A 24,955-nucleotide genomic window follows, 5' to 3' on the forward strand; every position below is an offset into this window, starting at 1 on the left:
GAGTGTCCGTGTTCAAACGCCGCCTGCTGTCCATCGTGTTCGCCTGCCTGCCCATCTCCGTCCTGGCCGGCGATCTGCCTTCCTATCCCTTCATCCACGCGACGGGCACGGCCTACAGCTTCGTCACGCCGGACCTGGGCGAGATCGATTTCGACGTCAGCGTTTTCGACCCGGCGCCGGACGTGGCCGCGGCCCTCGTGCAGACGCGCATCACGGAAATCAAGGCGCTGCTGGTGGAGCAGGGTTTGCCGGAAGCGGCGGCCGGCATCGAGGTGCGCGACGTGCGCAAGGAAATCCGCAAGGGCGCGGAACAGGACCCGGCCAATCCGCAGTACCAGATCAAGGCGAGCGTGCATATCAACGTGGCCGATTTGTCAAAATGGCCCGCCGTCATGGGCCCGCTGCTGGCCATGCCCAACCTCGATGCGTTTGCCGTCACCTTCGGCGCCACGCAGCGCATCCGCCTGGAAGAGGAACTGGTGGGTGAGGCCGTCAAGGATGCGCAGCGCAAGGCCGACGCCATGGCGCGCGGCTTCGGCAAGCGCGTGGGCGCCGTGGCTGGCATCTCGTCGGACCAGCTGAAAAACCTGGGCAATGCGGTGGGCCTGGTGCCGTCCGACCGCTACCAGCGCGCCAACAGCCGCCAGCGGCAAAATCCCGACGACATGCTGATGGTCACCGTCCTCAAGATGGGACAGACGGTTGACGCCGTGTTCCGTATCAAATGACCAGGTAGCAGGGCAGCGGGCTGCGCCAAGCGGCCAAACGGTGTAAATTGTGGCTTTCCAAACGCACCAAGGAACGCCATGACCATCAAAGCCATCCGCGACCAGTCGCAAGCCATGCGCCACATCGTGCACGTGCGCGATCACATCATTTCCGCCGACGCCTCGGTGGAGGAGGGGGGCGGCGACGCCGGCCCTTCGCCGCACGACCTGTACGACGCCGCCCTGTCGGCCTGCAAGGCGCTTACCGTCGTCTGGTACGCCAAACACAAGGGCATCCCGCTCGAACACGTGGAAGTATCGACCGAGCGCGATGCCAGCGAAGAGCGCAAGGGCGTGTACCGCCTGGCCGCCACCCTGCACCTGACGGGTGAGCTGACGGATGCGCAGCGCCAGGAATTGCTGGCCGTGGCCGGCAAATGCCCGATCCACAAGCTGATGACGGCCGTCACCACGGAAATCACGACGGTGCTGGCATGAGCGCGGCCATCCTGAAAAGCCACGAAAAGGACCTGGGTGGCGGCTTCGTCGTGCGGCGCTTGTTGCCTTCCGCGGCAAAGCAGGCCGTCGGCCCCTTCATCTTCTTTGACCATTTCGGCCCCATCGACGTGGCCCCCGACGCCAATCACGACGTGCGCCCCCATCCGCATATCGGCCTGGCCACCGTCACCTATCTGTTCGAAGGCGCGATCGACCACCGCGACAGCATCGGCTCGTACCAGCGCATCGAACCGGGCGCCATCAACTGGATGACGGCCGGGCGCGGCATCGTGCATTCGGAACGCACGCCGCACGACCTGGCCGGTCAGCCGCACCGCACGCACGGCTTGCAGCTGTGGGCCGCGCTGCCCAAGGCGCACGAGGAAGACGAGCCGAGTTTTACGCACACGCCGCAGGCCGACATTCCCGTCGTGCCGCTTGATGGCGCCGTGGTGAAGGTGTTGATCGGCACAGCCTTTGGCCAGACCTCGCCCGTGCGCACCTATATGCAGACGGTGTACCTGGACGTGGCGCTGCAGGCGGGGCGCGAGTTGCGCCTGGAAGGCTTGCCGCCGGAAGCGGCGATTTATCCGATCAGCGGGGACGTGCTGGTCGATGGCGTGGCGCTCGTGCCGCACACCATGGCCTTGCTGGAAGCGGGCGCCGTGCAAGCGGGCACGGTGCCTGTCGTAACGGCAGGCGGCGGCCCGGTGCAGTTTGTCGTCATCGGCGGCGAGCCGCTGGACGGCCACCGTTTCCTGTTCTGGAACTTCGTCTCGTCGAGCAAGGAGCGATTGTCGCAGGCGGCCGACGACTGGACCGCCCAGCGCATGGGACAAGTGCCGGGCGAGACGGAATTCATTCCGTTGCCGAAGGCGCCATTGCGTCCTCCGGCATAAGCGTTTCGTCTAGAACCGCGCGCGCAAGGTCAGTTGCGCCTTGCGCGGCTCGCCATAGAAATTGCCCCATGCAGGCGCGCCCACCGTCTGGTAGTAGCGCTTGTCGAGCAAGTTCGTCACGGACAGCGACGCCGTCCAGTTACGGTCGATCTGGTAGGCGCCGCGCGCGCTGAACAAGGCATACGCGCCTTGCGCCACCGTGACGTTCTGCGTCACGCGCGAGCTCTCCGTCTGGAAGTTCACGCCGCCGCCCACGCTCCACTTCTGCAAGGCGCCGGGCAGGCGGTAGTCGCTCCACGCGCGCAGCATGTGACGCGGCGAGTAGGTGCTGGCGAACATCACACCCGCATTCGACGTCTGTTCCAGGTACTTGAAGTTGTTCAGGGTGTAGCCGGCAAACAGCTGCCAGCCCGGCGCCACTTCGCCGCTGATTTCCGCGTCGAGGCCTTCGCTGCGCACCTTGCCCGCCGAGAAATAGCATTCCGTGCCGCTGGAGCAGGTATTGACCAGGTCCAGTTCGGCGCGGTTGCGCTGCTCGATGCGGAACAGCGCCAGCGAGGTATTGACCTTGCCGTCGAACAGTTCACCCTTGACGCCCACTTCCAGGTTGCGCCCCTTGAGCGGGTCGAGCAGGGCGCCTTCGGCCGTGCGCTGGTTTTGCGGCTGGAAGATGTCGGACACGCTGGCGTAGCCGGACCAGCGCTTGTCGAACGCGTAGATCACGCCGCCATACGGCGTGACGACGCCGTTTTCGCGGTACGGGTCGATGTATACCTCGCCCGTGTCGCGGTACACGCTGCTCCATTTGTAGTTCGACACGCGCGCGCCCGCCACCACGGTGAGCGGATCGCTGACGCTGAAGCGGGCCACGCCATAGGCGCCCGTCTGCGTCATTTTCGTCAAGCTGGGATCGCCGCGGTAGCTGTTTTCGCGGAACCAGGCGTCGCTCGGTTCGGCCACGCCGTGATTCGGCCGCAGCGGATTGTTCGGCTGCTGCAGCAAGGCCAGGCTGAAATCGCTGTCGCTTTCCAGGCGGTTCGTGTTGATGCCGGCGCTGAAGCCGTGGCGGCGGCCGAAAGCGTTGAATTTGCCGTCGAGCGACAGGTCGAGTCCCTTGTTGGTGCTGCCGTAGTCGAACACGCCGCCATACATCATCATGCCGGCCATGGTGGCGGGATCGAGCGCGCCCTGGCTGAACATGTATTTCACGTCATGCCGCTCGCGCGTGTAGTTGGCGCTGGCCTTGAGCGACCAGTCGGCGTCGAAGCGGTGCTCGAATTCGGCGAAGACGGCCGTCTGGCGGCTCGCCCAGCGGTTCCAGTCGGCGCCGAGGAAGGTTTCGCGCGGCAGTTTCGGGTCGCTGCCATCGCGGTAGCGGGCCATGCCGGAAAAGAACGGCGTCGAATGCAGTTTTTCGTAGCTGGCGCCCGTCGTCAGCTTGCTGCCCGGCGCCAGGTCGAATTCCAGCACGCCGTACAGTACGTCGGTGCGGCTGTCGGCCACGTCATAGAAATAATCGCGCTGGTCGTGCGCGGCCACGGCGCGGCCGCGGATGCTGCCCGATGCGTTCAGCGGACCGGTGACGTCGACTTCGCCGCGCACGTCGTTCCAGCGGCCTGCGCTCAGCGCCAGCTGCACCTGCTTTTCCGCCAGCGGGCGCTTGCGCACCATGTTGATGGCGGCGCCCGGCGAGCCCGTGCCCTGCAGCAGGCCGGTGGCACCGCGCACGATTTCCACCCGGTCCAGCACGGCCGTGTTGCTGGTAAAGCTGTTCGCCTGCGGATAGTACATGGCGCGGTTGACGCCGTCGAACTGGTAAGTGTCGACCATGAAACCGCGCGAATACACATAGCGCCCGCCCATGGGGCTGTCGTACATGGTGATGCCGGTGGTGTTCGCCAGCACGGCGTCGATGGTGTTGAGGTTCTGGTCGTCCATTTTCTGGCGCGTGACGACGCTGACGGATTGCGGAATTTCGCGCAGTGTTTGCACGCCCTTGCCGACGGTGACGGCGCGCGCCGCATACGAGTTGCTGTGCTCACTGACGGGGTCGCGCTCCATGCTGGCGCTGACCGTCACGGGCGCCATGGTCTTTTCCACGCCGGCCGCCGCTGCGGACGATGGCGCCGCCTGGCGCAGCACGTAGGCGCCGTTCGGCAGCTGCACGGCTTCCAGGCCACTGCCGGCCAGCACCTGGGCAAAGCCCTGGGCTACGCCAAAGCTGCCGCGTACGCCGGGCGAGCGCAGTCCCCGCGTCTGCGCCGGGTCGGTCGACAGGCTGACGCCGGCGGCCACGGCAAAGTCATTCAAGGCGGTGGCCAGCGGGCCGGCTGGTACGGCAAACGCTTGGGCGGTGGCGGCCTGGCCTTGCGCCAGCGCGGGCGCGGCGATAAAGGCGGCCGGGGCGGCGCAAGCCATGGCGAGGACGGCCAGGCGGATGGCGCGCGCGGCGGGATGGAGGACGGGGGTGGTCAGCTGCATGCTCGGTCTTTCTGCTCTAAGGGATAAGAATTGGCGTGTGAATCGGCTACGTGAATTGGCTACCTAATTGGCTACTTAACTAGGAAGCCGAAGCAGCGCAGCGAAACACCAACCCCTGGCGCAAAAAAACTGAAAATAATTACACCGGCCGGGCCGCCATCGTGGCCCAGTAGCGCGTGAAGTACGTCACTTGCAGCCCGTGCGAGGCGCACAGGCTTTCCAGCACGGCGTCGATATCGTCGAGCCGGTAAGTGCCCGTGACGGGGCGCCGCGCCACGGACGCGTCGCACGCGAGGCGCCCGCGCCGGTAGCGCGCCAGCTCCTGCACCAGTTGCTGCAGGGGCCAGTCGGCGGCCACCAGCATGCCGCGCAGCCAGCTGTCCTGGTGCGCGGACATGGCCTGTACGTGCTCCGAGCCGCTTGCGCTGAAGCGCAGCTGCTGTCCCGCTTCGAGGCGGCGCACGGCGTCCGGGCGCGCCGCGCAGCGCACTTCCACTGCGTGTTCGTAGACGCTGACCGTGCTGTCGTCGGCATCGCAGCGCACGCCAAAGCGCGTACCGAGCGCGCGGATCACGCCGTGCGGCGTGTCGACGAGGAAGGGGCGGGCATCGGATGCCGTCGTGATCATGATTTCGCCATGGTGCAGGCGGATGCGGCGGTGCGTGGCGCCGTAAGCGACATCGAGCGCGCTATCCGTATTCACCTCCATGCGCCCGCCATCGGCCAGGGTCACGTGGCGGCGCTGGCCCGGCGCCGTGCGCAAGGACGCCGTCCACGCTTGCCATGGGGCCGACTGCAAGCCCGCCTGGCCCAGCGCGATGCCGCCGCCGGCCGCCACCAGCATGGCCAGCACTTTCGCGGCGGCGCGCCGGCGCTGCTGCGCCGCCTGCAGGGCAGGCATCGCCAGCGCTGCCGGTATCGCGCCCAGCTGGCCATCCATGCGCCGCAGCAGCTCCCAGGCCCGCTCATGTTCGGCGCTGGCGTCGCGCCATGCCTGCAGCGCGGCCGGGTCGGCGCCGCCGCACTGGAGTTCCACATGCCAGTGGGCGGCGGCGGCCAGCACCTTGCGGGCGATGGGAGTGGACGAGGATGCGCCGAACATCAGTTAGCCGCCAGCATCAGGCATTCCGTGTAGGCGCGCACCAGGTGTTTCTTGACGGTAGGTAGCGATACGCCCAGCCGCCGGCTGATGTCGACATAACTGAGCTCCTCGATTTGCGCCAGCAGGAAGATGTCCCGCGTGCGCGCACCCAGGCGGTCGAGCAGGCGGTCGATGGCAAGCAGGGTTTCGATGATGATGGCATGCGCTTCGGCGCTGATCGATATCGGCTCGGCTTGCTGTGCCAGCGCTTCCAGGTAGGCCTGTTCCAGCGCCTGGCGCCGGTAGCGGTCGATCAGCAAGCCGCGCGCGATGGTCGCCAGGTAGCCGCGCGGTTCGCGCAGCGGTGCCAGCGGTGTCACCTCGCGCTTGCCCAGCAGGCGTAGAAATGTGTCCTGCGCCAGGTCGGCCGCCTCGGCGCGGTTGCCCAGCTTGCCGCGCAGCCAGCCATACAGCCAGCCGTGATGCTCGCTGTACAGGGTGCTCAGGTGATTGGCATGGATGGGACTGACGGTGCTCACTGCGTTCTCCAGGCAAGGGAAGAGCTGGGCTGACGGAACGCGGAGTGCCGGCTGGCTGGGCTGTTTGAGAATGATACTCATTATCACATTGCCATGCGTCTTGCGTCAATTACTGTTGGTCGCCCAGACGCCAGCGCTCCTGCCACTGTTGCAGATCCGTCCAGGCTTGCTGCAGAGCAGCGCCGGACCAGTGCAGCAAGCCATCAAACGCCAGCACAGTGCGCTGCCAGTGGATGCCGTCAAAAAACACGTGGTCGGCCACGATGGTGGCGGCAAGCCAGGCGGCGATGATGACGATGATGTCGTGGCGGCCGCTTTTCCACCAGCGCAGCGAGTGGCGGCGAAAAATCCACGGCACGCCCAGCGGATTGGGCCAGTCCGCCAGCAGATGCATGATGCCGCCGGCGGCAAAGCCGAACAGGGGCGGCGCCCACAGGTGGTGCGGCAATTGCAGATACGTGTAGACGAGCAGGGCGATCCAGGCCAGGCCCCAGTGCGTCCACGTGCGGTGCGTAATCCACAGCTTGTGCGTGCGCGCCCACCAGGCCACTTCCAGCCAGTCCGGCGCCGTGCCGCCCAGCGCTCCCATGACAAAGGCGAGCACGCTCAGCACTTGATAGGGACCACCGGCGCCAGCGTGCGCGACCAGGGCCGCGGCGATCACGCCAGCAGCCCAACCGGTCGCATGATGCGCTTTGTTGGAAGCCATAGAAAATGTAAAACGCCATGCGGGGCGTTGTGTGAAATGCAGGGGGATATTAACTGGATAAATATACAGTATTAAAGCGCGTGGAGGGGCGCTATTTGCAGAATATCTGCTGATAATTTGTTAAATTTTGTGTCGGGAGGGCGGGCCAGCAGACTCTGCAACGCATGCCGTCCGGTTAATTGTGTTGTGCGGCTGATAATGTAATTGGCGCAGGGCGCGCTATGCTGAAAGCAGTTTGACGTTTTGAAGAGGTGTCGCCATGAAAATCCCGCGCGAATTGCAGATTCCCGCCCTCGTGTTTTCGCTGGAAGCGGTGTTCATTATTGGCTTGTCGCTGATTTTCCTGGTGCTGGTACCGCGCTAGCGGTCAGGTGTCAGGAGGTGCTGTATCAGGCCGTTTGCATGGTTGTGCTGTCGCACAGCGCCGCGCCCTCGGTGCGGATGATCCAGCATTCCGGATACGGTTCGCTGGCGAAGCGGTTGTGCCGCGCGAAGCCGCTGAGCTTGTCGAGCGCGGTGGCGGGGGCCAGCGCCGTTTCCTTGCCACTGGCCGTGTCGAGGTGCCAGAAACCGCCGTTGCGGTGGAAGAGCACGGGCAGGCAGCTGGCTTGCGGCGTGGCAAGGTGGCTTGCCGGCGTGGGCTGGGTGTCGGGCAGCAGCAGGTAAAAACACTCGGCGCGGGCGCCGTGGTCGATGCGGTGCAGGATCACGCCGTGCGCGAGCAGGGCTGTGACGCTGAGCACGACGATGCCCTTGATGCTGGCAGACAATTCGATGCGCATGCCCAGGCGCAGGGGTACGGGCTTGTGCTTGCCGGGCCACACACCGTCGAGCAGCAAGCCGTAGCGTGACACGTCCTCGATTTCAAAGCCTGGCTGGCTGCGCCGGATGATGGCGTGGCGGCCCGACAGGCGGCGCGTCAAGCCATTGTTGTCCTGGCCGTCGGGGCTGAAATGGCTGAGCAGCACATCGGCTTCCGGGTCCACCAGCTCGAAACGCCCCAGCATGCATTCTTCCAGCGCGAACAGGCGGATCTGGCGCTGTTCGCCCGCTTCCGGCGCCGCATTGACGAGGCAAGCGGCCTGGCTCGGGTGCGGATGGCAGTGGCTGGCGGCGGGCAGGTCGACTTCGATCAACTCCTCGTCCCAGGCAATCGTGGTAAAACCCATGTCGATCTTGCCCTGCGGCGCAGACAGATCCACGTGGGCGATGCCGGCATTGCGCGCCGTCACGTCGAGGTTGCAGCCGTCGCCGCCCGTCACGCGGGCGATCGAGGCGTCGTCGGCCATCACGCGCACGTTCTTGTGCGTGCTGAGGAAGATCTGGTGGATTTCCGTCAGGGTGGCGTCGCGGCGCGGCACGAGGATGACAAACGTACACACCCATTTCTGCGCCACGGCGCCATCGACATGGCTGTGGACTTCCACTTCGATCTGGTATTGCCCGTGTTCCTTGTTGCGTGAGGAAAACTCGACAAACACGGGACGCCAGTCGCCGCGCGTCGTGCGCACGAAATCATGCTGCACGTGGCCGCGCGGGATCAGGTCCGAGCGCAGGCGCAAGGTCAGCTGCGGCGCGCAGGCGGCGCTCATGCCGCGCAATTCCATTTTTAATGTTTGCCGTCCGCCTGCCGCGCGCGGATCGAAGCCGCTGATGTGCAGGTGGGCTTGCACTGGCTGGTAAGCTGGAGGGACCGTTGATGGCGCAACGGGCGCTGGCGTGAACGTCGGGGTGGCGGCAGAGGCCTCCACGGAGCGGGCCACCGTTTGAATGGCGGCATCGCGGATAACGGCATCGCGAATAACAGCATGGCGAATATCAGAATCATGTGCAGGGGCGTGCGAAAGCGCCGTTGCCGATGGCTCGGAACGGGCGCTGCGCAGTGCGGTCAACAGGTCGTAGCTGCTGGAGGCAGTCGTTGCTTGCGGGTGGTTGCCCGCGCAGACTGTTTCCCCAGGCAAGACCCAGAACGTACAGTGCGGGTGCTCCGGGTTGCTGCATTTTTTCATGACATTCTGACTCGAATCGAGCGGGGACATTCTGCCCTCTGTTATACATGAGAGCTTACGCGCTTTTGCGCCTGCTTGGCAACTTTCGCGACACCGGAATGCGCTCTTTTTGCCCAAATTCATGCCCCTGGTCACACCTTGCCATACATGCCATGGAAACTATTGCCTAAAAACACATTTTATATCTTTCTGGATATGTTATTTTGCCAACAGTGTCTTAGCCGCGCCGTTTGCTGACGATGACTTCCAGATACTCGCCCGGCACCACCAGCGAGTGGGTGCCGGCCATATTCAGGCGTTCAAGCATGGCGAGCAGTTCCTGTTCCAGCGCTCCGGCGCCAGTCGCGTCGAGCGCGGCAAACGCCTTGTGGACGGGGCCGTAATAGTCGCGGAAGATTTGCAGCCAGTGTTGGGCGGAAGCGTAGCGGAAATTGAAGACCTTGCTTTGGCCGTGCACCTGCTCCGCCCCCTGGCCGAACAGGTCGCGCACATACGCCTCTTCGCCCCAGCGGGCCGGCGACACCATGCCTGCCGGGGGCGGCACATATTTGCCTATGGTTTTGAACAGTTGCCCGACAAAGCCGTCCGGCGTCCAGTTGGCCATGCCGATGCGTCCGCCGGGCCGCAGCACGCGCAGCATTTCGCTGGCCGCGCGCTGGTGGTCGGGCGCGAACATCACGCCAAAAGTCGACAGTGCCGCGTCGAAACTGGCATCGGCGAAGGGCAGGGCTTCGGCGTCAGCCACGCGGAAGGTCACGGCCAGCCCTTCCGCCTCGGCGCGTGCGCGGCCCTTGTCCAGCAGGGCCGGCACATAATCGGTGGACACGACACGGGCAAAGCGGCGCGCGGCCGCCAGGGTGGCGTTGCCGTTGCCGGCGGCGATGTCGATGACGTCTTCGTGGGCGCGGATATCGGCGGCCTCGGCCAGCGATTCGCCAACCGGCTGCAGGGTCACGCCGATGATGGCGAAGTCGCCGCTGGCCCAGCTCGCTTGCTGGCGCTGCTTGATGGCGGCGTAGTCGGGTGCGCCTGTGGCGGCCTGCGGTGTCGGGATGGTGTTGCTCATGGCGTGCTCCTGACGTTGGAGAGGTCTATCCTTCAGACCGCGCGCCATGGGCATGGTTCAATTCATACAGGCCGTCGTGAGCGTGGCGGCGTTTTGCATTATGCTGGCGCAACTGTTTCCCCACGCTGCCCGACGCCGAGAGATGACCATGCCTGCCCAACGCCCGCTCCAGCTTGCCATTGCCTATGGCGCCACCCTGTGCGTATTTCTCGCCATCGACGCCCTGTGGCTGGCGGTGCTGATGAAGCCCGTGTACGCCGCGGCGCTGGGGCCGCTGCTGGCGGACACGCCGCGCTGGGCGCCGGCCGTGCTGTTTTACCTGCTGTATGTGGCGGGGCTGGTGGTGTTTGCCATCTTGCCCGGCTTGCGGGCGCGCCGCGGACGCACGGCGGCGGCGCTGGGTGCGCTGCTCGGGCTGCTTGCCTATGGCACCTATGATTTGAGCAACTATGCGACCTTGCGCGATTGGCCGCTGGCCTTGACGGCGATCGATATGGTGTGGGGCAGTGTGCTGTCGGCCGTGTCGGCAACGGCCGGTTACCTGGCCGCTAGCCGATCGGGACGCTGAACTCCGCCTCGAAGCGCAGCGCCAGCATGGTAATGTTGTCGCTATGCAAGCCTTTTGGCGGATGCAAGAGGAAGTCGTCGAACACGGCGCTGACCGCCTGCGCCGCAGTCTTGCCGGCGCACAGGGCGGGCCAGCGGGCCGTGAGGGCGAGCGGATCCTCGCAGGCCCAGAAACCGTCGCTGGCCAGCAGATAGTGGGCGCCGGGGCGCACGCGCAGCACGCGGCGGTCGCCCAGGTGCGCGAGGAAGGGCGGCAAGGTGGCCGCGTCGAGGCCCATTAAAGGCTTGGCGAGCTGCAAGCTGTCGCTGATGGCGTTGCCTAAAATAAAGGCCTGCGAGATTTGCGGATGGTGTTCGCCATGCACGGCGGCCCGCCAGCGGGTCTCGTCGAGCGCGCCGCGCATGGCGTACACGGTGGCCGGCACGTGGTCGACGGTGAGGATGCTGGCCACCCCGTCGGCAATTTCATACAGGCGCGAATCGCCCACGTGATACAGCAGCGGCGCTTCGCCGGGCGGCACTTCCAGCAAGGTCAGGGTGGTGCCGGGCGGACGCGCCTGGGCCGGCGCCGTCCTGGCGAAGGTGTCCTGCAAGCGCATGTGCAGCTGGTCGAGCCAGGCCGCCAGGCTGGCCGTGTAGAGGCAGGCGGGCATGGCCAGCAAGCCTTGCACGGCCGCTTCCGCCGCTTCGCGTCCATGTCCGTGGCCGCCCATGCCATCGAGCACGGCGGCGCGCACATGGCCGCGCGGCCAGCCCGGCACCTGGCAGTGGAATGGCGCCTGCTGCGACAGGCAGACGGCGTGGCCGCTGGCATCGATCAGCAGGAAATTGTCCTGGTTCTCGCGGCGCGGCATGGGGCCGGCGCCCACGCTGGTGCCGGCGGCGGCGTCGAGCCAGGGGCCGAAGTCGAGCCCGTCTTTGATTAAATGCATCGGTTGTTGCGGTCCACGCGGCCAGCAATGTTGATCATAGGACACAGCTTAGCCGAAATCATGCGGGAGCGATACCTTGCCTATTTCGCAAAAAAACCTGCGGCAGCAGGCTGGCGCAGGTTTTTCATGGTGCAGTGCAGGGCGGTGCTTAACGGCGATGGCCCCAGCCGTGACCGTGGCCGTGACCGTGGCCACGGTCATAGTAGTCGCGGCGGTCATAATCACGGTAGTAGCCGCGGCCCGGTTGCACGTAGACGACAGCTGGCGGGCCATAGTAGCGCGGTGGCGGCGCGTAGTACACGGGCTGCGGCGCCGGGGCGTAGTACACCTGTTGCGGCGCAGGCGCGTAATAGGTTTCGCGGTAGCCGCCGCGATAGCCGCCACGGTCGTAATAGCGGTCATTCGTGCTGATGCTGTTGCCGACGGCGGCGCCCAGCACGCCACCGACGATCGCGCCATTGCGCCCGCCGGTGCTGTTGCCAATGGCCGCTCCGACAACGGCGCCTGCAACGGTATTGAAGTCGCGGTCACCGGCGACTGCGGCCGAAGACACAGCCACTGCCGCTACCATTACCGCACCCAGGAGTTTCTTGTTCAACATGGCATTTCCTTCCATTCCGGCGAGATCACAATGATCTGCATGAAGTGGACTATATCTGCTGCCGCAAGCTTGTTCCACGTCTAATACAACTTATTACAATCCTACCCCGGCCGTAACAAGTCAGCGCCGGCGCGCCTGCCATTCGGGACGCAGCAGGCTGTACATTTTGACATCGCGCATCACGCCATTGATAAAGAAGGCCTGGCGTAGCAAGCCTTCCTGGGTAAAGCCGTTCTTTTGCGCGATGCGCTCGGAGCCGATGTTCAGTGGATCCATCAGCAGCTCCAGCCGGTGATACGGATAGGCGCTGAACAGGTAATCGACCACCAGGCGCGTCGCTTCGCTCATGTAGCCTTGTCCGTCGCGCTGCCGGTCGAACAGGCGGTAGCCGATCTCGCGCGAGGACGGTGTCCGGCTCTTGAAGTGCGTGATCGTGCCGATGATGTGCTGTGAGTGATCTTCGATGAGGAACAATTCGCTGTCCTCGGTGACAAAGCCCGATTGCAGGAAGTCGCGCCGCATGGCCTCGGGCGACTTGAATTGCATGGAGAAAAACTCGCCGCGCGAGGGCAGGTCGTTGACGAGGGAAATATAGGTATTCAGGTCGGCGGCCTGCAAATGCCGGATGGTGCAGAGGGTTCCCTTGAGCATGTCGGTTTCCGGTAGCGATCACGAATCCTGATGGTAATCGACTCTGGGGGAAACAGGCAATCGATCCCGTAAAAGTTGCTGCAATGACAGAACAAATACGCTATCGTAGAAAGCCGTGCCTTGCCCATGACCAAGGCGTACCCGCTTCGACCTCGTTGACTGGAACTGACATCACATGCCTACCATCCTGACTGGCGCGCCACTGCGCCGTTCCGTTTTATCCATCGCCCTTGGCTGCATCGTCAGCGCCGGGGCCATTGCCGCAGCGCCAGGCAATACGCCGCAAGCGCTGGCGCAAGTGCGCGACACGGCGCTGCAAAGCGACTGGGCGTATGCCCGCCTGGCCGACATGACGGATCTGATCGGCCCGCGCCTGTCCGGTTCCGCCGGCGCTGCCGCCGCCGTGCAGCAAGTGGCGAACACCATGCGCCAGCTGGGCGCCACCGTCACCCTGCAGCCCGTGAAAGTGCCGCACTGGGTGCGCGGCGTGGAAACGGCGGAAATCGTCGACTATGCTGGCCGTCCGCAGGGCGTGTCGCAGCGCGTGGTGCTCACGGCCCTGGGCGGCTCGGGCGCGACGCCGGCCGCCGGCCTGACGGCTCCCCTCATCATCGTCAAGAGCCTGGAAGAACTCAAGGCACGCGCGCCGGAAGTGAAGGGCGCCATCGTGCTGATCGACACGCCGTTCGACCAGGAGATGGCCGAGCGGGGCCTGGCCGGCGTCACCTATGGCCAGGGTTCGCGCTCGCGCTTCCTCGGACCGAAGGCGGCGGCCAACCTGGGCGCGGCGGCTGCGCTCGTGCGCTCGGTCGGTGGCGCGAACTTCCGCATCCCGCACGCGGGTGCCACGGGACTGGACGACAACAAGCGCATTCCGGCCGCCGCCGTCACCGTGGAAGACGCCTTGCTGATCGGCCGCCTGGCCGCGCGCGGCCCCATGAAAATGCACCTGACCCTGACGCCGCAAAACCTGCCGGAAGCGGACAGCTATAACGTCATCGCCGACTGGCCGGGCACGGACAAGGCCGACGAAGTGGTGGTGGTGTCGGGCCACCTCGATTCCTGGGACCTGGCGACGGGCGCGCATGACGACGGCGCCGGCGTGGTGGCGGCCATGGGCGTGGTGGAAACCCTGAAAAAGCTCGACTACCGCCCGCGCCGCACCATCCGCGTGATCGCCTGGATGAACGAGGAGAACGGCGGGCGCGGCGGCCAGGCCTACTTCGAGGCCCACAAGCAGGCGCTCGGCAAACAATATGCGGCCATCGAGATGGATAGCGGCGCTGGCCGCCCGTTCGGCATCAAGGCCAGCGTGGGACCGAAAGCGGAAAAACTGTTTACGCCTTTGCTGGCGGCCCTGCAGCCGATGGGCGCGCACGCGTTCACGCGCCGCGACGCGCTGGGCACGGGCGACCTGCACCGCCTGGAAACGGGCGGCGTGCCCAGCTTCGAGCCGCTGGTCGACAGCCACAGCTACTTCCACTACCACCATACGCCGGCCGACACCCTGGACAAGGTCGACCCGGATAACCTCAAGCGCAACGTGGCGCTGATGTCGTCGCTGGCCTGGTTCCTGGCCAATATCGACGGCGAGATCGGCCGCGCGCCGGAGCAGGGCGAGTAAGCGCCAATGTCGCTACCCGACCTGAACCTGTTGATTACCCTCGATGTCCTGCTGGCCGAGGGTAGTGTCACGCGCGCGGCGCGGCGCTTGCGCCTGAGTCCATCGGCCATGAGCCGCGCCCTGGCGCGCCTGCGCGAGACGACGGGCGATCCGCTGCTGGTGCGCGCCGGCCGTGAACTGGTGCCCACGCCGCGCGCGCTGGAGCTGCGCGAAAGAGTGCGCCCCTTATTGGGCGAGGTGCTGGCCGTGCTGGGACCGGCGGAGCAGCTGGATCCGCGCCAGCTGGCGCAAACATTCACGCTGCGTTCGAGCGACGGTTTCGTGGAAAATTTCGGCCCGGCGCTGCTCGCGCATATCGGCGCGCAGGCGCCTGGCGTGCGCCTGCGCTTCGTGCAAAAGCTCGACCGCGAAAGCGCGCAGCTGCGGGAGGGTAGCATCGACCTGGAAACGGGCGTGATCGGCAGTCTCACCAGCCCGGAAGTGCGCACGCGCAGGCTGTTCGGCGACCGTTTCGTGGGGGTGGTGCGCAGCGGCCATCCGCTGGCGCAGGGCGAGATCAGCGCCGAACGCTATGCGGCCGGCCAGCATGTGCTGGTGGCGCGGCGCGACCAGGATACGGGACCGATGGACGACGCGCTGGCCTCCCTGGGATTGCAGCGCATGATCGCCAGCATCGTCGGCGGCTTTACGGCGGCGCTGGCGCTGGCGGCCGGCTCCGACCTGATTGCCACCGTGCCGGAGCGGCATACGGGCAATCTGCGCGCCGGCATGTTTACCTTTGCGCTGCCGCTGCGCATGCCGGAGCTGACCGTGTCATTGATGTGGCATCCGCGCATGGATGCGGACCCGGCCCACCGCTGGCTGCGCGGCTGCGTGGTCGACGCCTGCGCGGCCCGGATCAACGCGGGCTGATGCCGCCGCGCGCATCATGCGGGCTTTCCAGCCTTGCTCATGGCGCGGCCGAGCACGAAAATCGCCAGCGCCGCCAGAATGAGCGCGCTGGCCACGCCAAAGGTGGCGTGCATGCCGCCGACCATGGCGGCCGGCCTGGCGCTGGCGATATCGCTGGCGCCGGCAGCGAAGACGGCGCCCATCACGGAGGCGCCCGTGACGAGCCCCAGATTGCGCGACAGATTGAGCATGCCGGAAATGACGCCGCGCTGCTCGGGAACGATATCGACCATCACGGCCGTATTGTTGGCGGCCTGGAACAGCGCGTAGCTGGCCGTCAGCAGCATGATCGGTGCGACGTAGCCGGGAATGCCCAGGCTGGCGGGCAAGAGGGCCAGCGCCAGGCAGGCGCCGGCCGCGCCGCACAGGCCCGCGCCGCCCATGCGCTGCGCGCCGTAGCGGTCCACCAGCCAGCCGGACGGCACGCCGCAGAACGCCGCCACCAGCGGTCCGGCCGCCAGCACCATGCCGGTGACGGCCGCACCCAGGCCCAGGCCTCGCGCCAGGTAGAAGGGGCCGACCACCAGGGTGGACATCATGACCGTCGACACCAGCATGCTGGTCGCCAGGCCGGCGCTGAGCACGGGCGCGCGCAGCATGGCCAGGCGTATCAGCGGCGCCGGCGCTTTCAGTTCAACGCGGACGAACACGATGGCGCCCACGCAGGCGGCCAGCAGCAGCGCCACGTTGCGCATGCCGAAATGGCCGTGGCCCAGGGTCATGGCCAGCGCATAGGCGGCCAGGGTCAGCGCCAGCAGCATGGTGCCGCGGTGGTCGAACACGGGACGTTTGGCGTTGGCGCCGCGCTGGTCGGCCGGCAGGTAGCGCCAGGCCAGCAATAGCGCCACGCCGGCCAGCGGCACGTTGACGAGGAAAATGGCTTGCCAGCCGAAGCGCGCGATCAGCAGCCCGCCCAGCGCGGGGCCGAGCGTGGTGCCGATGGCCGACATGGTGCCGAGCAAGCCCATGGCGCTGCCCGTCCTGGCCTTGGGCACGGTGCTGCCGACAAAGGCCATGGTCAGCGCCATCATGACGGAGGCGCCCAGTCCCTGCAGGGCGCGCGCGGCGACCAGCAGCCACAAGGTGGATGCCAGCGCGCACAGGATGGAGGCGGCGGCAAACAGGGCGATGCCGGCCAGCAGCAGGCGGCGCCTGCCGACCATGTCGCCAAGGCGGCCCACGCTGACGATCAGGGCCGTGATGGCCAGCAGGTAGGCCAGCACGATCCATTGCACATCCTGGAACGGCGCATGCAGGGCCGTGGCCATGTCGGGCAAGCCCACGTTGGCGATGCTGGTGCCCAGCGCCGGCAGCAGCATGGCCAGCGACAGGCTGGCAAGCGCGCCGCGCACGGGTAGCGTGATGGCCTGCTGCTCGGGTGGTGCGGATTTTGACGGTGGTTGCATGGCGTGGCGGATCCTCGGATAGGGTCACCACATGGTACTGAGGGATCTGGCACGGCGGAAGACGCAGCATGTGCATTGTGTTGTTGCGTCTGACGCCATGTGAGGGAACTACATCACCAGGCTAGATCGCATTGAGCGGTATCTTCAGGTAGCGCACGCCGTTGTCTTCCGGTTCGGGCAGCTTGCCCGCGTTGATGTTGACCTGGATGGCGGGCAAAATCAAGGTCGGCATGTCGAGGGTGGCGTCGCGGCTGGTGCGCATGGCCACGAACTGTTCTTCCGTGATGCCGTCGCGCAAGTGGATATTGCTGGCGCGCTGTTCCGCCACCGTCACTTCCCAGCGCGCCTCGCGGCCGTTGGGCGGGTAGTCGTGGCACATGAACAGCCGCGTTTGCGGCGGCAGCGCCAGCAAGCGCTGCGCGGAGCGGTACAGTAGAGAAGCGGAGCCGCCGGGAAAATCGCAGCGGGCCGAGCCAACGTCCGGCATGAACAGGGTGTCGCCGACAAACAAGGCGTCGCCGATCTGGTAGGCCAGGTCGGCCGGCGTGTGGCCGGGCACGTGCAGGGCGCGTGCTTCCAGCTGGCCGATATGAAATACCTGGTCCGGCGCGAACAGCTGGTCGAACTGCGAGCCGTCGGCCCTGGCGCCATCCTGGTGGTAGACGGCCGCGAACGCCTGCTGCACCGTCTGGATGGCGGCGCCGATGGCCACGTCGCCGCCCAGTTGCTGCTGCAAATAGGGCGCGGCGGAAAGATGGTCGGCGTGCGCGTGGGTTTCCAGCAGCCAGCGGCATTGCAGGCCGTGTTCGCGCACGAAGGCGATCACCTTGTCGGCCGAGGCGGTCGAGGTGCGGCCCGCCTTCGGGTCGTAGTCGAGCACGGAGTCGATGATGGCGCAGTCCCGCCCATCTGCCTCGTAGACAACATAGGTGACGGTGGCGGTGGCGGGGTCGAAAAAAGCTTGGATTTGTGGAGTCATCACGGCGGCAGGGGGCGGGCAGGGAATAATATTATATCGCCAGAGTTCGTTCAAAAAATGTTGAAAATTAACATTTAGCATGCGAAAAACAGATAAGCGAACGAGCCAGGCGCGCGACTACCGTGCGCACCCTGTGTCTTGCCGCATGCTAACCTCATTCTTCCAAGGAGGATTTCATGAACGATATCACTGCACGCAGCGAACAATACCGCGGTTTTACGATTTCCGTGGCCCCGCAAAAGGATAACGACGACTTATGGGATTTTACCTACCGCCTGCAGCGCGACGGTGAACCCGAGGCGCAGGCGATCACGCGTAGCCGCACCCTGGGCGGCTACGCGGCCCCTGAAACAGCTTGCACGGCGGGCCTGGAAGTGGCCAGGACGGAAGTGGATAATCTGCTGCGCCCTTGAGCCAGCGTAAATCGTTTAGCCCGAAAGTGCGGCCTGGCTATGGCCGGCGCGTGAAACACGTCGCTGCCAGTCGCGCTTCATGCTACGATTTCCAGTATTGAGTCAGTCACCAAGGAGGCACCCCATGAATAGCAGTTCTAAAATTCACTATAAAGGCTGGGAAATCGTTCCCCTGGCCGTGCCCACCACCGACGGCAAATGGTCGGCCAGTTGCGACATCGAACGCGCCACGGCGGAAGGCCTGGAAGTGTTCGAAGGCTCGACCATGCAGTTCGTTCGCGACGACGAGGAGGGCGCCATTGCCGCCGCCTGCGAAGAAGCCGTGCGCCAGATCGACAACATCATCGCCAATCCGCTGGTGCGGCTGGCCTAGTTTGCCCTGATAGTATCAGTGGTATCAGTTGTATAAATCAGCCGGCGCCCGCCGGCTGTTTTTATTGCGCGTCTTGCCAGCCTGGGCTTTCATCGCCTTGTCTACCCGTCTGTTTCGCGTTTCAATAAATGTTTCAAAATAAGTTTCATGAAACAATATTGAAACATTTTTGACGCCAAACGTGACATCGCTGTTCCGCTGCGTCACAGCGCACCGTGCGTGGCCTCGTGGCCGTTTGCCTGCCTTTTCACTCTGCATTCGGCGTTTTCCGCCCAGCCTGAAGGGGCCTGGCACGGCATTTGCAATACTGATGCTCATAGCCACTCCGTGAAACATTCGGGGCCATCCGAAACCCATAAGGTGAACACATGACTCAATACTCCGCAGGTGCCGCATTCCGCAAGGCCGTCCAGGAAGAATCCCCGTTGCAAGTGGTCGGCGCCATCAACGCCAACCACGCCTTGCTGGCCAAGCGCGCCGGTTACAAGGCCATCTACCTGTCCGGCGGCGGCGTCGCGGCCGGCTCGCTGGGCTTGCCCGACCTGGGCATTTCCAGCCTGGACGACGTGCTGACCGACATCCGCCGCATCACCGACGTGTGCGACCTGCCGCTGCTGGTCGACGCCGACACGGGTTTCGGTTCGTCCGCCTTCAACGTGGCGCGCACCGTGAAATCGATGATCAAGTTCGGCGCGGCCGCCCTGCACATCGAAGACCAGGTGGGCGCCAAGCGTTGCGGCCACCGTCCGGGCAAGGAAATCGTGAGCAAGGAAGAAATGGTCGACCGCATCAAGGCGGCCGTCGATGCGCGCACGGACCCGAACTTCGTCATCATGGCGCGCACCGATGCGCTGGCCGTCGATGGCCTGGAAGCGGCGCTCGAGCGCGCCGTCGCCTGCGTCGAAGCGGGCGCCGACATGATCTTCCCGGAAGCGATCACGGACCTGGACATGTACGCCACGTTCGCCAAGGCGGTCAATGTACCTATCCTGGCCAACATCACGGAATTCGGTTCCACGCCGCTGTTCACCCTGGACGAACTGCGCAGCGCCCACGTGGGCCTGGCGCTGTACCCGCTGTCCGCCTTCCGCGCCATGAACAAGGCGGCGGAAAACGTCTACCAGGCGCTGCGCCGCGACGGCACGCAAAAGAATGTGCTCGACACCATGCAGACGCGCATGGAGCTGTATGAATCGATCAATTACCACGATTTCGAGCAAAAACTTGACGCGCTGTTCGCCGCGCAAAAGAAATAAACAGAAGCAGGGGCCGCATGCCGGCCCCGCAGTGATGCAACCGAGACTAGTCAATTTTTGGAGAACACAATGACCGCACCGCAAGCCGCCACTTTCAAGCCTAAAAAATCTGTCGCCCTGTCCGGCATCACCGCCGGCAATACGGCGCTGTGCTCGGTCGGCAAGACCGGCAACGATTTGCACTATCGCGGCTATGACATCCTGGACGTGGCCGACAGCTGCGAGTTCGAGGAAATCGCCTACCTGCTGGTGCACGGCAAGCTGCCGACGTCCGCCGAACTGAAAGGCTACAAGGCCAAATTGAAATCCTTGCGCGGCTTGCCGTCGGCCGTGAAACTGGCGCTCGAAGCGCTGCCGGCCGCCGCCCACCCGATGGACGTGATGCGCACGGGCGTGTCCGTGCTGGGCTGCACCTTGCCGGAAAAAGACGACCATAACGCGCCGGGCGCGCGCGATATCGCCGACCGCCTGATGGCGTCGTTCGGCTCCATGCTGCTGTACTGGTACCACTACAGCCATAACGGCAAGCGCATCGAAGTGGAAACGGACGACGATTCGATCGGCGGCCACTTCCTGCACCTGCTGCATGGCGAAAAACCGTCGGCGTCATGGGAAAAAGCCATGCATACCTCGCTGATCCTGTACGCGGAACATGAATTCAATGCGTCGACCTTCACCAGCCGCGTGATCGCCGGCACGGGTTCGGACATCCACTCGGCCATCACGGGCGCCATCGGCGCGCTGCGCGGCCCGAAACACGGCGGCGCGAATGAAGTGGCGCTGGAGATCCAGAAACGCTACGACAACCCGGACGAAGCGGAAGCGGATATCCGCGAGCGCGTCGCCAACAAGGAAGTGGTGATCGGTTTCGGCCACCCCGTCTACACGATTTCCGACCCGCGCAACGTGGTCATCAAGGAAGTGGCCCGTTCGCTGTCGCAGGAAGCCGGCTCCACGAAAATGTTCGACATCGCCGAGCGCCTGGAATCGGTCATGTGGGAAATCAAGAACATGTTCCCGAACCTGGACTGGTTCTCGGCCGTGTCCTACCACATGATGGGCGTGCCGACGGCGATGTTTACGCCGCTGTTCGTCATTTCGCGCACCTCGGGCTGGGCCGCCCACATCATCGAACAGCGCATCGACAACAAGATCATCCGCCCAAGCGCCAACTACGTGGGCCCGGAAGACCTGGAATTCGTGCCGATCAAGGACCGCAAATAATGAGCATCAATATGAATACCCTGCATCGCAAATCCTTGCCAGGCACCCAGCTAGACTACTTCGACACGCGCGCCGCCGTCGATGCGATCCAGCCAGGCGCCTACGCCACCTTGCCCTACACCTCGCGCGTGCTGGCCGAAAACCTCGTGCGCCGCTGCGACCCGGCGACATTGAATGCCTCGCTGAGCCAGTTCATCGAACGCCGGCGCGACCTCGATTTCCCGTGGTTCCCCGCGCGCGTCGTCTGTCATGACATCCTGGGCCAGACGGCCCTGGTCGATCTGGCCGGCCTGCGTGACGCCATCGCGGCCCAGGGCGGCGATCCGGCCCTCGTCAACCCCGTGGTACCGACGCAGCTGGTAGTGGACCACTCGCTGGCCGTCGAATGCGGCGGTTTCGACCCCGATGCCTTCGCCAAGAACCGCGCCATCGAAGACCGCCGCAACGAAGACCGTTTCGACTTCATCGACTGGACCAAGAAAGCGTTTAAAAACGTCGACGTGATCCCGCCGGGGAACGGCATCCTGCACCAGATTAACCTCGAGCGCATGTCGCCCGTAATCCAGGTGCAGGATGGTGTGGCCTATCCCGACACCCTTGTGGGCACGGATTCGCATACGCCCATGGTCGACGCGCTGGGCGTGATCGCCATCGGCGTGGGCGGCCTGGAAGCGGAAAGCGTGATGCTGGGCCGCGCCTCGTGGATGCGTTTGCCCGACATCATCGGCGTCAAGCTGACGGGTAAACCACAGCCGGGCATCACGGCGACCGATACCGTGCTGGCGCTGACGGAGTTCCTGCGCAAGCAAAAGGTCGTCTCGTCCTACCTGGAATTCTTTGGTGAAGGCGCTTCGCACCTGACCCTGGGCGACCGCGCCACGATTTCCAACATGGCGCCGGAATTCGGTGCCACGGCCGCCATGTTCTACATCGACGCGCAAACCATCAAGTATCTGAAACTGACGGGCCGCGACGACGAACTGGTGAAGCTGGTGGAGCTGTACGCCAAAGAGACAGGCCTGTGGGCCGACAGCCTGGTGGACGCGCAGTACGAGCGCGTGCTGACGTTTGACCTGTCGTCCGTCGTGCGCAATATCGCCGGTCCGTCGAACCCGCACAACCGCGTGCCGACGTCGGAACTGGCCGCGCGCGGGATTTCCGGCGTGGTCGAGAACGAACCGGGCAAGATGCCGGACGGCGCCGTCATCATCGCGGCCATTACCAGTTGCACCAACACGAACAACCCGCGCAACATGATCGCCGCCGGCCTGATCGCGCGCAATGCGAACCGCCTGGGCCTCACGCGTAAACCCTGGGTGAAATCGTCGCTGGCGCCCGGCTCGAAAACCGTGGAACTGTATCTGCAGGAAGCGGGCCTGATGCCGGAGCTCGAAACATTGGGCTTTGGCGTCGTGGCTTTCGCCTGCACCTCGTGCAACGGCATGTCGGGCGCGCTCGACCCCGTGATCCAGAATGAAGTGGTGTCGCGCGACCTGTACGCCACGGCCGTCCTGTCGGGCAACCGCAACTTCGACGGCCGCATCCACCCGTACGCGAAACAGGCATTCCTCGCCTCGCCGCCGCTGGTGGTGGCGTATGCGATCGCCGGCACCATCCGCTTCGATATCGAGAAGGATGTGCTGGGCCATGATTCGGACGGCAAGCCGATTTTGCTGAAAGATATCTGGCCGTCCGACGAGGAAATCGACGCCATCGTCGCTTCCAGCGTCAAGCCGGAGCAGTTCCGCAAGGTGTACATTCCGATGTTTGCCGCGCAGGCGGACGACGGCATCAAGGTCAGTCCCCTGTACGACTGGCGTCCGCAGACGACGTATATCCGCCGTCCGCCGTACTGGGAAGGCGCGCTGGCTGGCGCACGCCCATTGAAAGGCATGCGTCCGCTGGCGGTCCTGGGCGACAACATCACGACCGACCACTTGTCGCCATCGAACGCCATCATGCTCGATAGCGCGGCCGGCGAATACCTGGCGAAGATGGGTTTGCCCGAGGAAGACTTCAATTCCTACGCCACGCACCGGGGCGACCATTTGACGGCGCAGCGCGCCACGTTCGCCAACCCGACCCTGAAGAACGAGATGGTCATCGAGGACGGTAAAGTCAAGGCGGGTTCGCTCACGCGCATCGAGCCGGAAGGCAAAATCTCGCGCATGTGGGAAGCGATCGAGGTGTACATGGAACGCAAGCAGCCCTTGATCATCATCGCCGGCGCCGACTATGGCCAGGGTTCGTCGCGCGACTGGGCCGCCAAGGGCGTGCGCCTGGCCGGCGTGGAAGCCATCGTGGCCGAAGGTTTTGAACGCATCCACCGCACCAACCTGGTGGGCATGGGCGTGCTGCCGCTGGAATTTTTGCCTGGCGTGAACCGCAAGACCCTGGGCCTGGACGGCAGCGAAACCTACGACGTCGTGGGCGAACGCACGCCGCGCTCCACCCTGACCCTCGTCATCCACCGCAAGAACGGCGAAACGGTGCAAGTGCCCGTCACCTGCCGCCTCGATACGGCGGAAGAGGTGTCGATCTATGAGGCGGGCGGCGTGCTGCAACGGTTTGCGCAGGATTTCCTGGAGTCGTCCAAGGCAGCCTGACGGGTAGGTCGGATTAGCGCAGCGTAATCCGACGTTATTTGTGAAACCCGCCATCAATGTGTCGGATTACGCGTGGCGCTGCCCCGCTAATCCGACCTACCTCTTTCCAGGAGTGACATGAGCCACACCCCCCAAATCAAAATCCCCGCCACCTACATGCGCGGCGGCACCAGCAAGGGCGTGTTCTTCCGCCTGCAGGATTTGCCCGCCAGCGCGCAAGTGCCGGGCGCGGCGCGCGATGCCTTGCTGCTGCGCGTGATCGGCAGCCCCGACCCGTACGGCAAGCAGATCGACGGCATGGGCGGCGCCACCTCGAGCACCAGCAAGACGGTGATCCTGGCGAAAAGCAGCAAGCCGGAGCACGACGTCGACTACCTGTTCGGCCAGGTGTCCATCGACAAGCCGTTTGTCGACTGGAGCGGCAACTGCGGCAACCTGTCGGCCGCCGTTGGCTCGTTTGCCATTGGCAGCGGCTTGGTGGACGCCGCCCGCGTACCGGCAAACGGCATCGCCACGGTGCGCATCTGGCAAGCCAATATCGGCAAGACCATCATCGCCCACGTCCCCATGACGGATGGCGAAGTGCAGGAAACGGGCGACTTCGAGCTCGATGGCGTGACCTTCCCGGCCGCCGAAGTGAAACTGGAATTCCTCGATCCGGCCGCGGAGGAAGAGGGTGGCGGTGGCGCGATGTTCCCCACCGGCAACCTCGTCGATGACCTCGACGTGCCCGGCATCGGCGTGTTGAAAGTCACGATGATTAACGCCGGCATCCCGACGATTTTCGTCGATGCGGACGCCATCGGCTACACGGGCACAGAGCTGCAGGACGCCATCAACGGCGATCCGGCCGCGCTGGCCCGTTTCGAGACCATCCGCGCGCATGGCGCCCTGCGGATGGGCCTCATCGCTCACCTCGATGAAGCGGCGAAACGCCAGCACACGCCGAAAGTGGCGTTTGTCGCCAGACCGGCCGGCTATGTCTCGTCCAGCGGGAAGAACGTGGAAGCGGGCGATATCGACCTGCTGGTGCGCGCCCTGTCCATGGGCAAGCTGCACCACGCCATGATGGGCACGGCCGCTGTCGCTATCGGCACGGCGGCAGCCATTCCCGGCACCCTGGTCAACCTGGCGGCCGGCGGCGGTCCCCGCAACTCGGTGCGCTTCGGCCATCCGTCCGGCACCCTGATGGTGGGCGCGGAAGCGGCGCTGGCCGATGGCGCATGGAGCGTCACCAAGGCCATCATGAGCCGCAGCGCGCGCGTGCTGATGGAAGGTGTCGTGCGCGTACCCGGCGACGCGTTTTAAGCTGCCAGGCCAAACAGACGGATGCGCATGCAGATCAGTTGATATTTCTGCTAGCAAAGAAACTGAGCGACAAGG

24 protein-coding genes are annotated in these 24,955 nt (G+C 65.0%); 12 read left to right on the forward strand and 12 right to left on the reverse strand.

Annotated features, from left to right (window positions below; all coding sequences use genetic code 11):
• Positions 1-8: 8 nt before the first annotated feature.
• The 3 genes from SKZ59_RS07020 (at position 9) to SKZ59_RS07030 (ending at position 2,104) form a co-directional block, all read left to right on the forward strand.
• Positions 9-728 (forward strand): SIMPL domain-containing protein, encoded by a 720-nt coding sequence (locus SKZ59_RS07020; RefSeq protein ID WP_319991194.1) that lies wholly within the window; start codon positions 9-11, stop codon positions 726-728.
• A 78-nt stretch (positions 729-806) separates the two neighbouring features.
• Positions 807-1,205: an OsmC family protein gene (locus SKZ59_RS07025; RefSeq protein WP_072453163.1), complete on the forward strand. Its 399-nt coding sequence runs from the start codon at positions 807-809 to the stop codon at positions 1,203-1,205.
• Positions 1,202-2,104, forward strand: a complete 903-nt coding sequence (locus tag SKZ59_RS07030) for a pirin family protein (RefSeq protein WP_319991195.1) — start codon at positions 1,202-1,204, stop codon at positions 2,102-2,104. Before SKZ59_RS07025 ends, SKZ59_RS07030 begins: the two co-directional genes overlap by 4 nt.
• Before the next feature lie 9 nt (positions 2,105-2,113).
• Here SKZ59_RS07030 and SKZ59_RS07035 read toward each other — a convergent pair whose 3' ends face one another.
• The 6 genes from SKZ59_RS07035 to SKZ59_RS07060 all read right to left on the reverse strand — a co-directional run bounded on the left by SKZ59_RS07035 (position 2,114) and on the right by SKZ59_RS07060 (position 9,989).
• On the reverse strand, positions 2,114-4,585 hold the full coding sequence (locus SKZ59_RS07035) for a TonB-dependent siderophore receptor (protein ID WP_319991196.1): 2,472 nt from the start codon (positions 4,583-4,585) through the stop codon (positions 2,114-2,116).
• A 139-nt stretch (positions 4,586-4,724) separates the two neighbouring features.
• Positions 4,725-5,687 (reverse strand): FecR domain-containing protein, encoded by a 963-nt coding sequence (locus SKZ59_RS07040; protein WP_319991197.1) that lies wholly within the window; start codon positions 5,685-5,687, stop codon positions 4,725-4,727.
• Positions 5,687-6,205, reverse strand: coding sequence for a sigma-70 family RNA polymerase sigma factor (locus SKZ59_RS07045; protein ID WP_319991198.1), 519 nt, complete (start codon positions 6,203-6,205; stop codon positions 5,687-5,689). The genes SKZ59_RS07040 and SKZ59_RS07045 overlap by 1 nt, the downstream gene beginning before the upstream one ends.
• A gap of 109 nt (positions 6,206-6,314) precedes the next feature.
• Positions 6,315-6,914: a metal-dependent hydrolase gene (locus SKZ59_RS07050; protein ID WP_034751900.1), complete on the reverse strand. Its 600-nt coding sequence runs from the start codon at positions 6,912-6,914 to the stop codon at positions 6,315-6,317.
• 389 nt (positions 6,915-7,303) lie between these two features.
• A complete protein-coding gene (locus tag SKZ59_RS07055) occupies positions 7,304-8,665 on the reverse strand; it encodes an FHA domain-containing protein (protein ID WP_319991199.1) in 1,362 nt (453 codons plus the stop codon).
• Positions 8,666-9,140: 475 nt separating this feature from the next.
• Positions 9,141-9,989 (reverse strand): class I SAM-dependent methyltransferase, encoded by an 849-nt coding sequence (locus SKZ59_RS07060; RefSeq protein WP_319991200.1) that lies wholly within the window; start codon positions 9,987-9,989, stop codon positions 9,141-9,143.
• Positions 9,990-10,137: 148 nt separating this feature from the next.
• Here SKZ59_RS07060 and SKZ59_RS07065 point away from each other — a divergent pair, with 148 nt between their 5' ends.
• The gene (locus SKZ59_RS07065) at positions 10,138-10,557 is read left to right on the forward strand and encodes a DUF2177 family protein (RefSeq protein WP_034751983.1); all 420 of its coding nucleotides are present in this window, start codon (positions 10,138-10,140) and stop codon (positions 10,555-10,557) included.
• Here SKZ59_RS07065 and SKZ59_RS07070 read toward each other — a convergent pair.
• The 3 genes from SKZ59_RS07070 to SKZ59_RS07080 form a co-directional block, all read right to left on the reverse strand.
• Positions 10,538-11,488: a PP2C family protein-serine/threonine phosphatase gene (locus SKZ59_RS07070; RefSeq protein ID WP_319991201.1), complete on the reverse strand. Its 951-nt coding sequence runs from the start codon at positions 11,486-11,488 to the stop codon at positions 10,538-10,540. The genes SKZ59_RS07065 and SKZ59_RS07070 overlap by 20 nt on opposite strands.
• Positions 11,489-11,636: 148 nt before the next feature.
• Complete coding sequence (locus SKZ59_RS07075) at positions 11,637-12,089, reverse strand: glycine zipper 2TM domain-containing protein (RefSeq protein WP_319991202.1); 453 nt, start codon at positions 12,087-12,089, stop codon at positions 11,637-11,639.
• Positions 12,090-12,209: 120 nt separating this feature from the next.
• Positions 12,210-12,740, reverse strand: a complete 531-nt coding sequence (locus SKZ59_RS07080; protein WP_070304745.1) for a GNAT family N-acetyltransferase — start codon at positions 12,738-12,740, stop codon at positions 12,210-12,212.
• Between the two features lie 175 nt (positions 12,741-12,915).
• Here SKZ59_RS07080 and SKZ59_RS07085 point away from each other — a divergent pair, with 175 nt between their 5' ends.
• Both SKZ59_RS07085 and SKZ59_RS07090 read left to right on the forward strand, forming a co-directional pair.
• Complete coding sequence (locus SKZ59_RS07085) at positions 12,916-14,364, forward strand: M20/M25/M40 family metallo-hydrolase (protein ID WP_319991203.1); 1,449 nt, start codon at positions 12,916-12,918, stop codon at positions 14,362-14,364.
• Between the two features lie 6 nt (positions 14,365-14,370).
• On the forward strand, positions 14,371-15,276 hold the full coding sequence (locus tag SKZ59_RS07090; RefSeq protein WP_319991204.1) for a LysR family transcriptional regulator: 906 nt from the start codon (positions 14,371-14,373) through the stop codon (positions 15,274-15,276).
• 14 nt (positions 15,277-15,290) lie between these two features.
• Here SKZ59_RS07090 and SKZ59_RS07095 read toward each other — a convergent pair whose 3' ends face one another.
• Both SKZ59_RS07095 and SKZ59_RS07100 read right to left on the reverse strand, forming a co-directional pair.
• Entirely contained in the window at positions 15,291-16,721 is a 1,431-nt protein-coding gene (locus tag SKZ59_RS07095) for an MFS transporter (RefSeq protein WP_319991205.1), read from the reverse strand.
• 121 nt (positions 16,722-16,842) lie between these two features.
• Positions 16,843-17,700 (reverse strand): MBL fold metallo-hydrolase, encoded by an 858-nt coding sequence (locus tag SKZ59_RS07100; protein WP_319991206.1) that lies wholly within the window; start codon positions 17,698-17,700, stop codon positions 16,843-16,845.
• Between the two features lie 176 nt (positions 17,701-17,876).
• Here SKZ59_RS07100 and SKZ59_RS07105 point away from each other — a divergent pair, with 176 nt between their 5' ends.
• Both SKZ59_RS07105 and SKZ59_RS07110 read left to right on the forward strand, forming a co-directional pair.
• Positions 17,877-18,113, forward strand: coding sequence for a hypothetical protein (locus tag SKZ59_RS07105; protein WP_319991207.1), 237 nt, complete (start codon positions 17,877-17,879; stop codon positions 18,111-18,113).
• Between the two features lie 124 nt (positions 18,114-18,237).
• On the forward strand, positions 18,238-18,486 hold the full coding sequence (locus tag SKZ59_RS07110) for a hypothetical protein (RefSeq protein WP_034751890.1): 249 nt from the start codon (positions 18,238-18,240) through the stop codon (positions 18,484-18,486).
• Between the two features lie 24 nt (positions 18,487-18,510).
• On the opposite strand, the gene SKZ59_RS07115 is transcribed toward SKZ59_RS07110, so the two are convergent.
• Positions 18,511-18,804: a hypothetical protein gene (locus SKZ59_RS07115; protein ID WP_319991208.1), complete on the reverse strand. Its 294-nt coding sequence runs from the start codon at positions 18,802-18,804 to the stop codon at positions 18,511-18,513.
• A 50-nt stretch (positions 18,805-18,854) separates the two neighbouring features.
• Here SKZ59_RS07115 and prpB point away from each other — a divergent pair, with 50 nt between their 5' ends.
• The 4 genes from prpB to prpF all read left to right on the forward strand — a co-directional run bounded on the left by prpB (position 18,855) and on the right by prpF (position 24,880).
• Positions 18,855-19,742, forward strand: a complete 888-nt coding sequence (gene prpB, locus SKZ59_RS07120) for a methylisocitrate lyase (protein WP_070304753.1) — start codon at positions 18,855-18,857, stop codon at positions 19,740-19,742.
• A gap of 69 nt (positions 19,743-19,811) precedes the next feature.
• Complete coding sequence (gene prpC / locus SKZ59_RS07125) at positions 19,812-20,966, forward strand: 2-methylcitrate synthase (RefSeq protein WP_319991209.1); 1,155 nt, start codon at positions 19,812-19,814, stop codon at positions 20,964-20,966.
• Between the two features lie 11 nt (positions 20,967-20,977).
• Positions 20,978-23,572 (forward strand): Fe/S-dependent 2-methylisocitrate dehydratase AcnD, encoded by a 2,595-nt coding sequence (gene acnD / locus SKZ59_RS07130; protein WP_319991210.1) that lies wholly within the window; start codon positions 20,978-20,980, stop codon positions 23,570-23,572.
• Positions 23,573-23,689: 117 nt separating this feature from the next.
• Entirely contained in the window at positions 23,690-24,880 is a 1,191-nt protein-coding gene (gene prpF, locus SKZ59_RS07135) for a 2-methylaconitate cis-trans isomerase PrpF (RefSeq protein WP_319991211.1), read from the forward strand.
• Positions 24,881-24,955: the final 75 nt, after the last annotated feature.

The organism is Janthinobacterium sp. GMG2 (assembly GCF_033949445.1).
Classification (GTDB): domain Bacteria; phylum Pseudomonadota; class Gammaproteobacteria; order Burkholderiales; family Burkholderiaceae_D; genus Janthinobacterium; species Janthinobacterium aestuarii.

What these genes read in the sequence shown, in the direction of transcription:
- SKZ59_RS07025 (WP_072453163.1), top strand. Translation starts at nt 807, where the DNA reads ATGACCATCAAAGCCATCCGCGACCAGTCGCAAGCCATGCGCCACATC.
- SKZ59_RS07030 (WP_319991195.1), top strand. Translation starts at nt 1,202, where the DNA reads ATGAGCGCGGCCATCCTGAAAAGCCACGAAAAGGACCTGGGTGGCGGC.
- SKZ59_RS07035 (WP_319991196.1), bottom strand. Translation starts at nt 4,585, where the DNA reads ATGCAGCTGACCACCCCCGTCCTCCATCCCGCCGCGCGCGCCATCCGC.
- SKZ59_RS07040 (WP_319991197.1), bottom strand. Translation starts at nt 5,687, where the DNA reads ATGTTCGGCGCATCCTCGTCCACTCCCATCGCCCGCAAGGTGCTGGCC.
- SKZ59_RS07050 (WP_034751900.1), bottom strand. Translation starts at nt 6,914, where the DNA reads ATGGCTTCCAACAAAGCGCATCATGCGACCGGTTGGGCTGCTGGCGTG.
- SKZ59_RS07060 (WP_319991200.1), bottom strand. Translation starts at nt 9,989, where the DNA reads ATGAGCAACACCATCCCGACACCGCAGGCCGCCACAGGCGCACCCGAC.
- SKZ59_RS07065 (WP_034751983.1), top strand. Translation starts at nt 10,138, where the DNA reads ATGCCTGCCCAACGCCCGCTCCAGCTTGCCATTGCCTATGGCGCCACC.
- SKZ59_RS07070 (WP_319991201.1), bottom strand. Translation starts at nt 11,488, where the DNA reads ATGCATTTAATCAAAGACGGGCTCGACTTCGGCCCCTGGCTCGACGCC.
- SKZ59_RS07075 (WP_319991202.1), bottom strand. Translation starts at nt 12,089, where the DNA reads ATGTTGAACAAGAAACTCCTGGGTGCGGTAATGGTAGCGGCAGTGGCT.
- SKZ59_RS07080 (WP_070304745.1), bottom strand. Translation starts at nt 12,740, where the DNA reads ATGCTCAAGGGAACCCTCTGCACCATCCGGCATTTGCAGGCCGCCGAC.
- SKZ59_RS07085 (WP_319991203.1), top strand. Translation starts at nt 12,916, where the DNA reads ATGCCTACCATCCTGACTGGCGCGCCACTGCGCCGTTCCGTTTTATCC.
- SKZ59_RS07090 (WP_319991204.1), top strand. Translation starts at nt 14,371, where the DNA reads ATGTCGCTACCCGACCTGAACCTGTTGATTACCCTCGATGTCCTGCTG.
- SKZ59_RS07095 (WP_319991205.1), bottom strand. Translation starts at nt 16,721, where the DNA reads ATGCAACCACCGTCAAAATCCGCACCACCCGAGCAGCAGGCCATCACG.
- SKZ59_RS07100 (WP_319991206.1), bottom strand. Translation starts at nt 17,700, where the DNA reads ATGACTCCACAAATCCAAGCTTTTTTCGACCCCGCCACCGCCACCGTC.
- SKZ59_RS07105 (WP_319991207.1), top strand. Translation starts at nt 17,877, where the DNA reads ATGAACGATATCACTGCACGCAGCGAACAATACCGCGGTTTTACGATT.
- SKZ59_RS07110 (WP_034751890.1), top strand. Translation starts at nt 18,238, where the DNA reads ATGAATAGCAGTTCTAAAATTCACTATAAAGGCTGGGAAATCGTTCCC.
- SKZ59_RS07115 (WP_319991208.1), bottom strand. Translation starts at nt 18,804, where the DNA reads ATGAGCATCAGTATTGCAAATGCCGTGCCAGGCCCCTTCAGGCTGGGC.
- prpB (WP_070304753.1), top strand. Translation starts at nt 18,855, where the DNA reads ATGACTCAATACTCCGCAGGTGCCGCATTCCGCAAGGCCGTCCAGGAA.
- prpC (WP_319991209.1), top strand. Translation starts at nt 19,812, where the DNA reads ATGACCGCACCGCAAGCCGCCACTTTCAAGCCTAAAAAATCTGTCGCC.
- acnD (WP_319991210.1), top strand. Translation starts at nt 20,978, where the DNA reads ATGAATACCCTGCATCGCAAATCCTTGCCAGGCACCCAGCTAGACTAC.
- prpF (WP_319991211.1), top strand. Translation starts at nt 23,690, where the DNA reads ATGAGCCACACCCCCCAAATCAAAATCCCCGCCACCTACATGCGCGGC.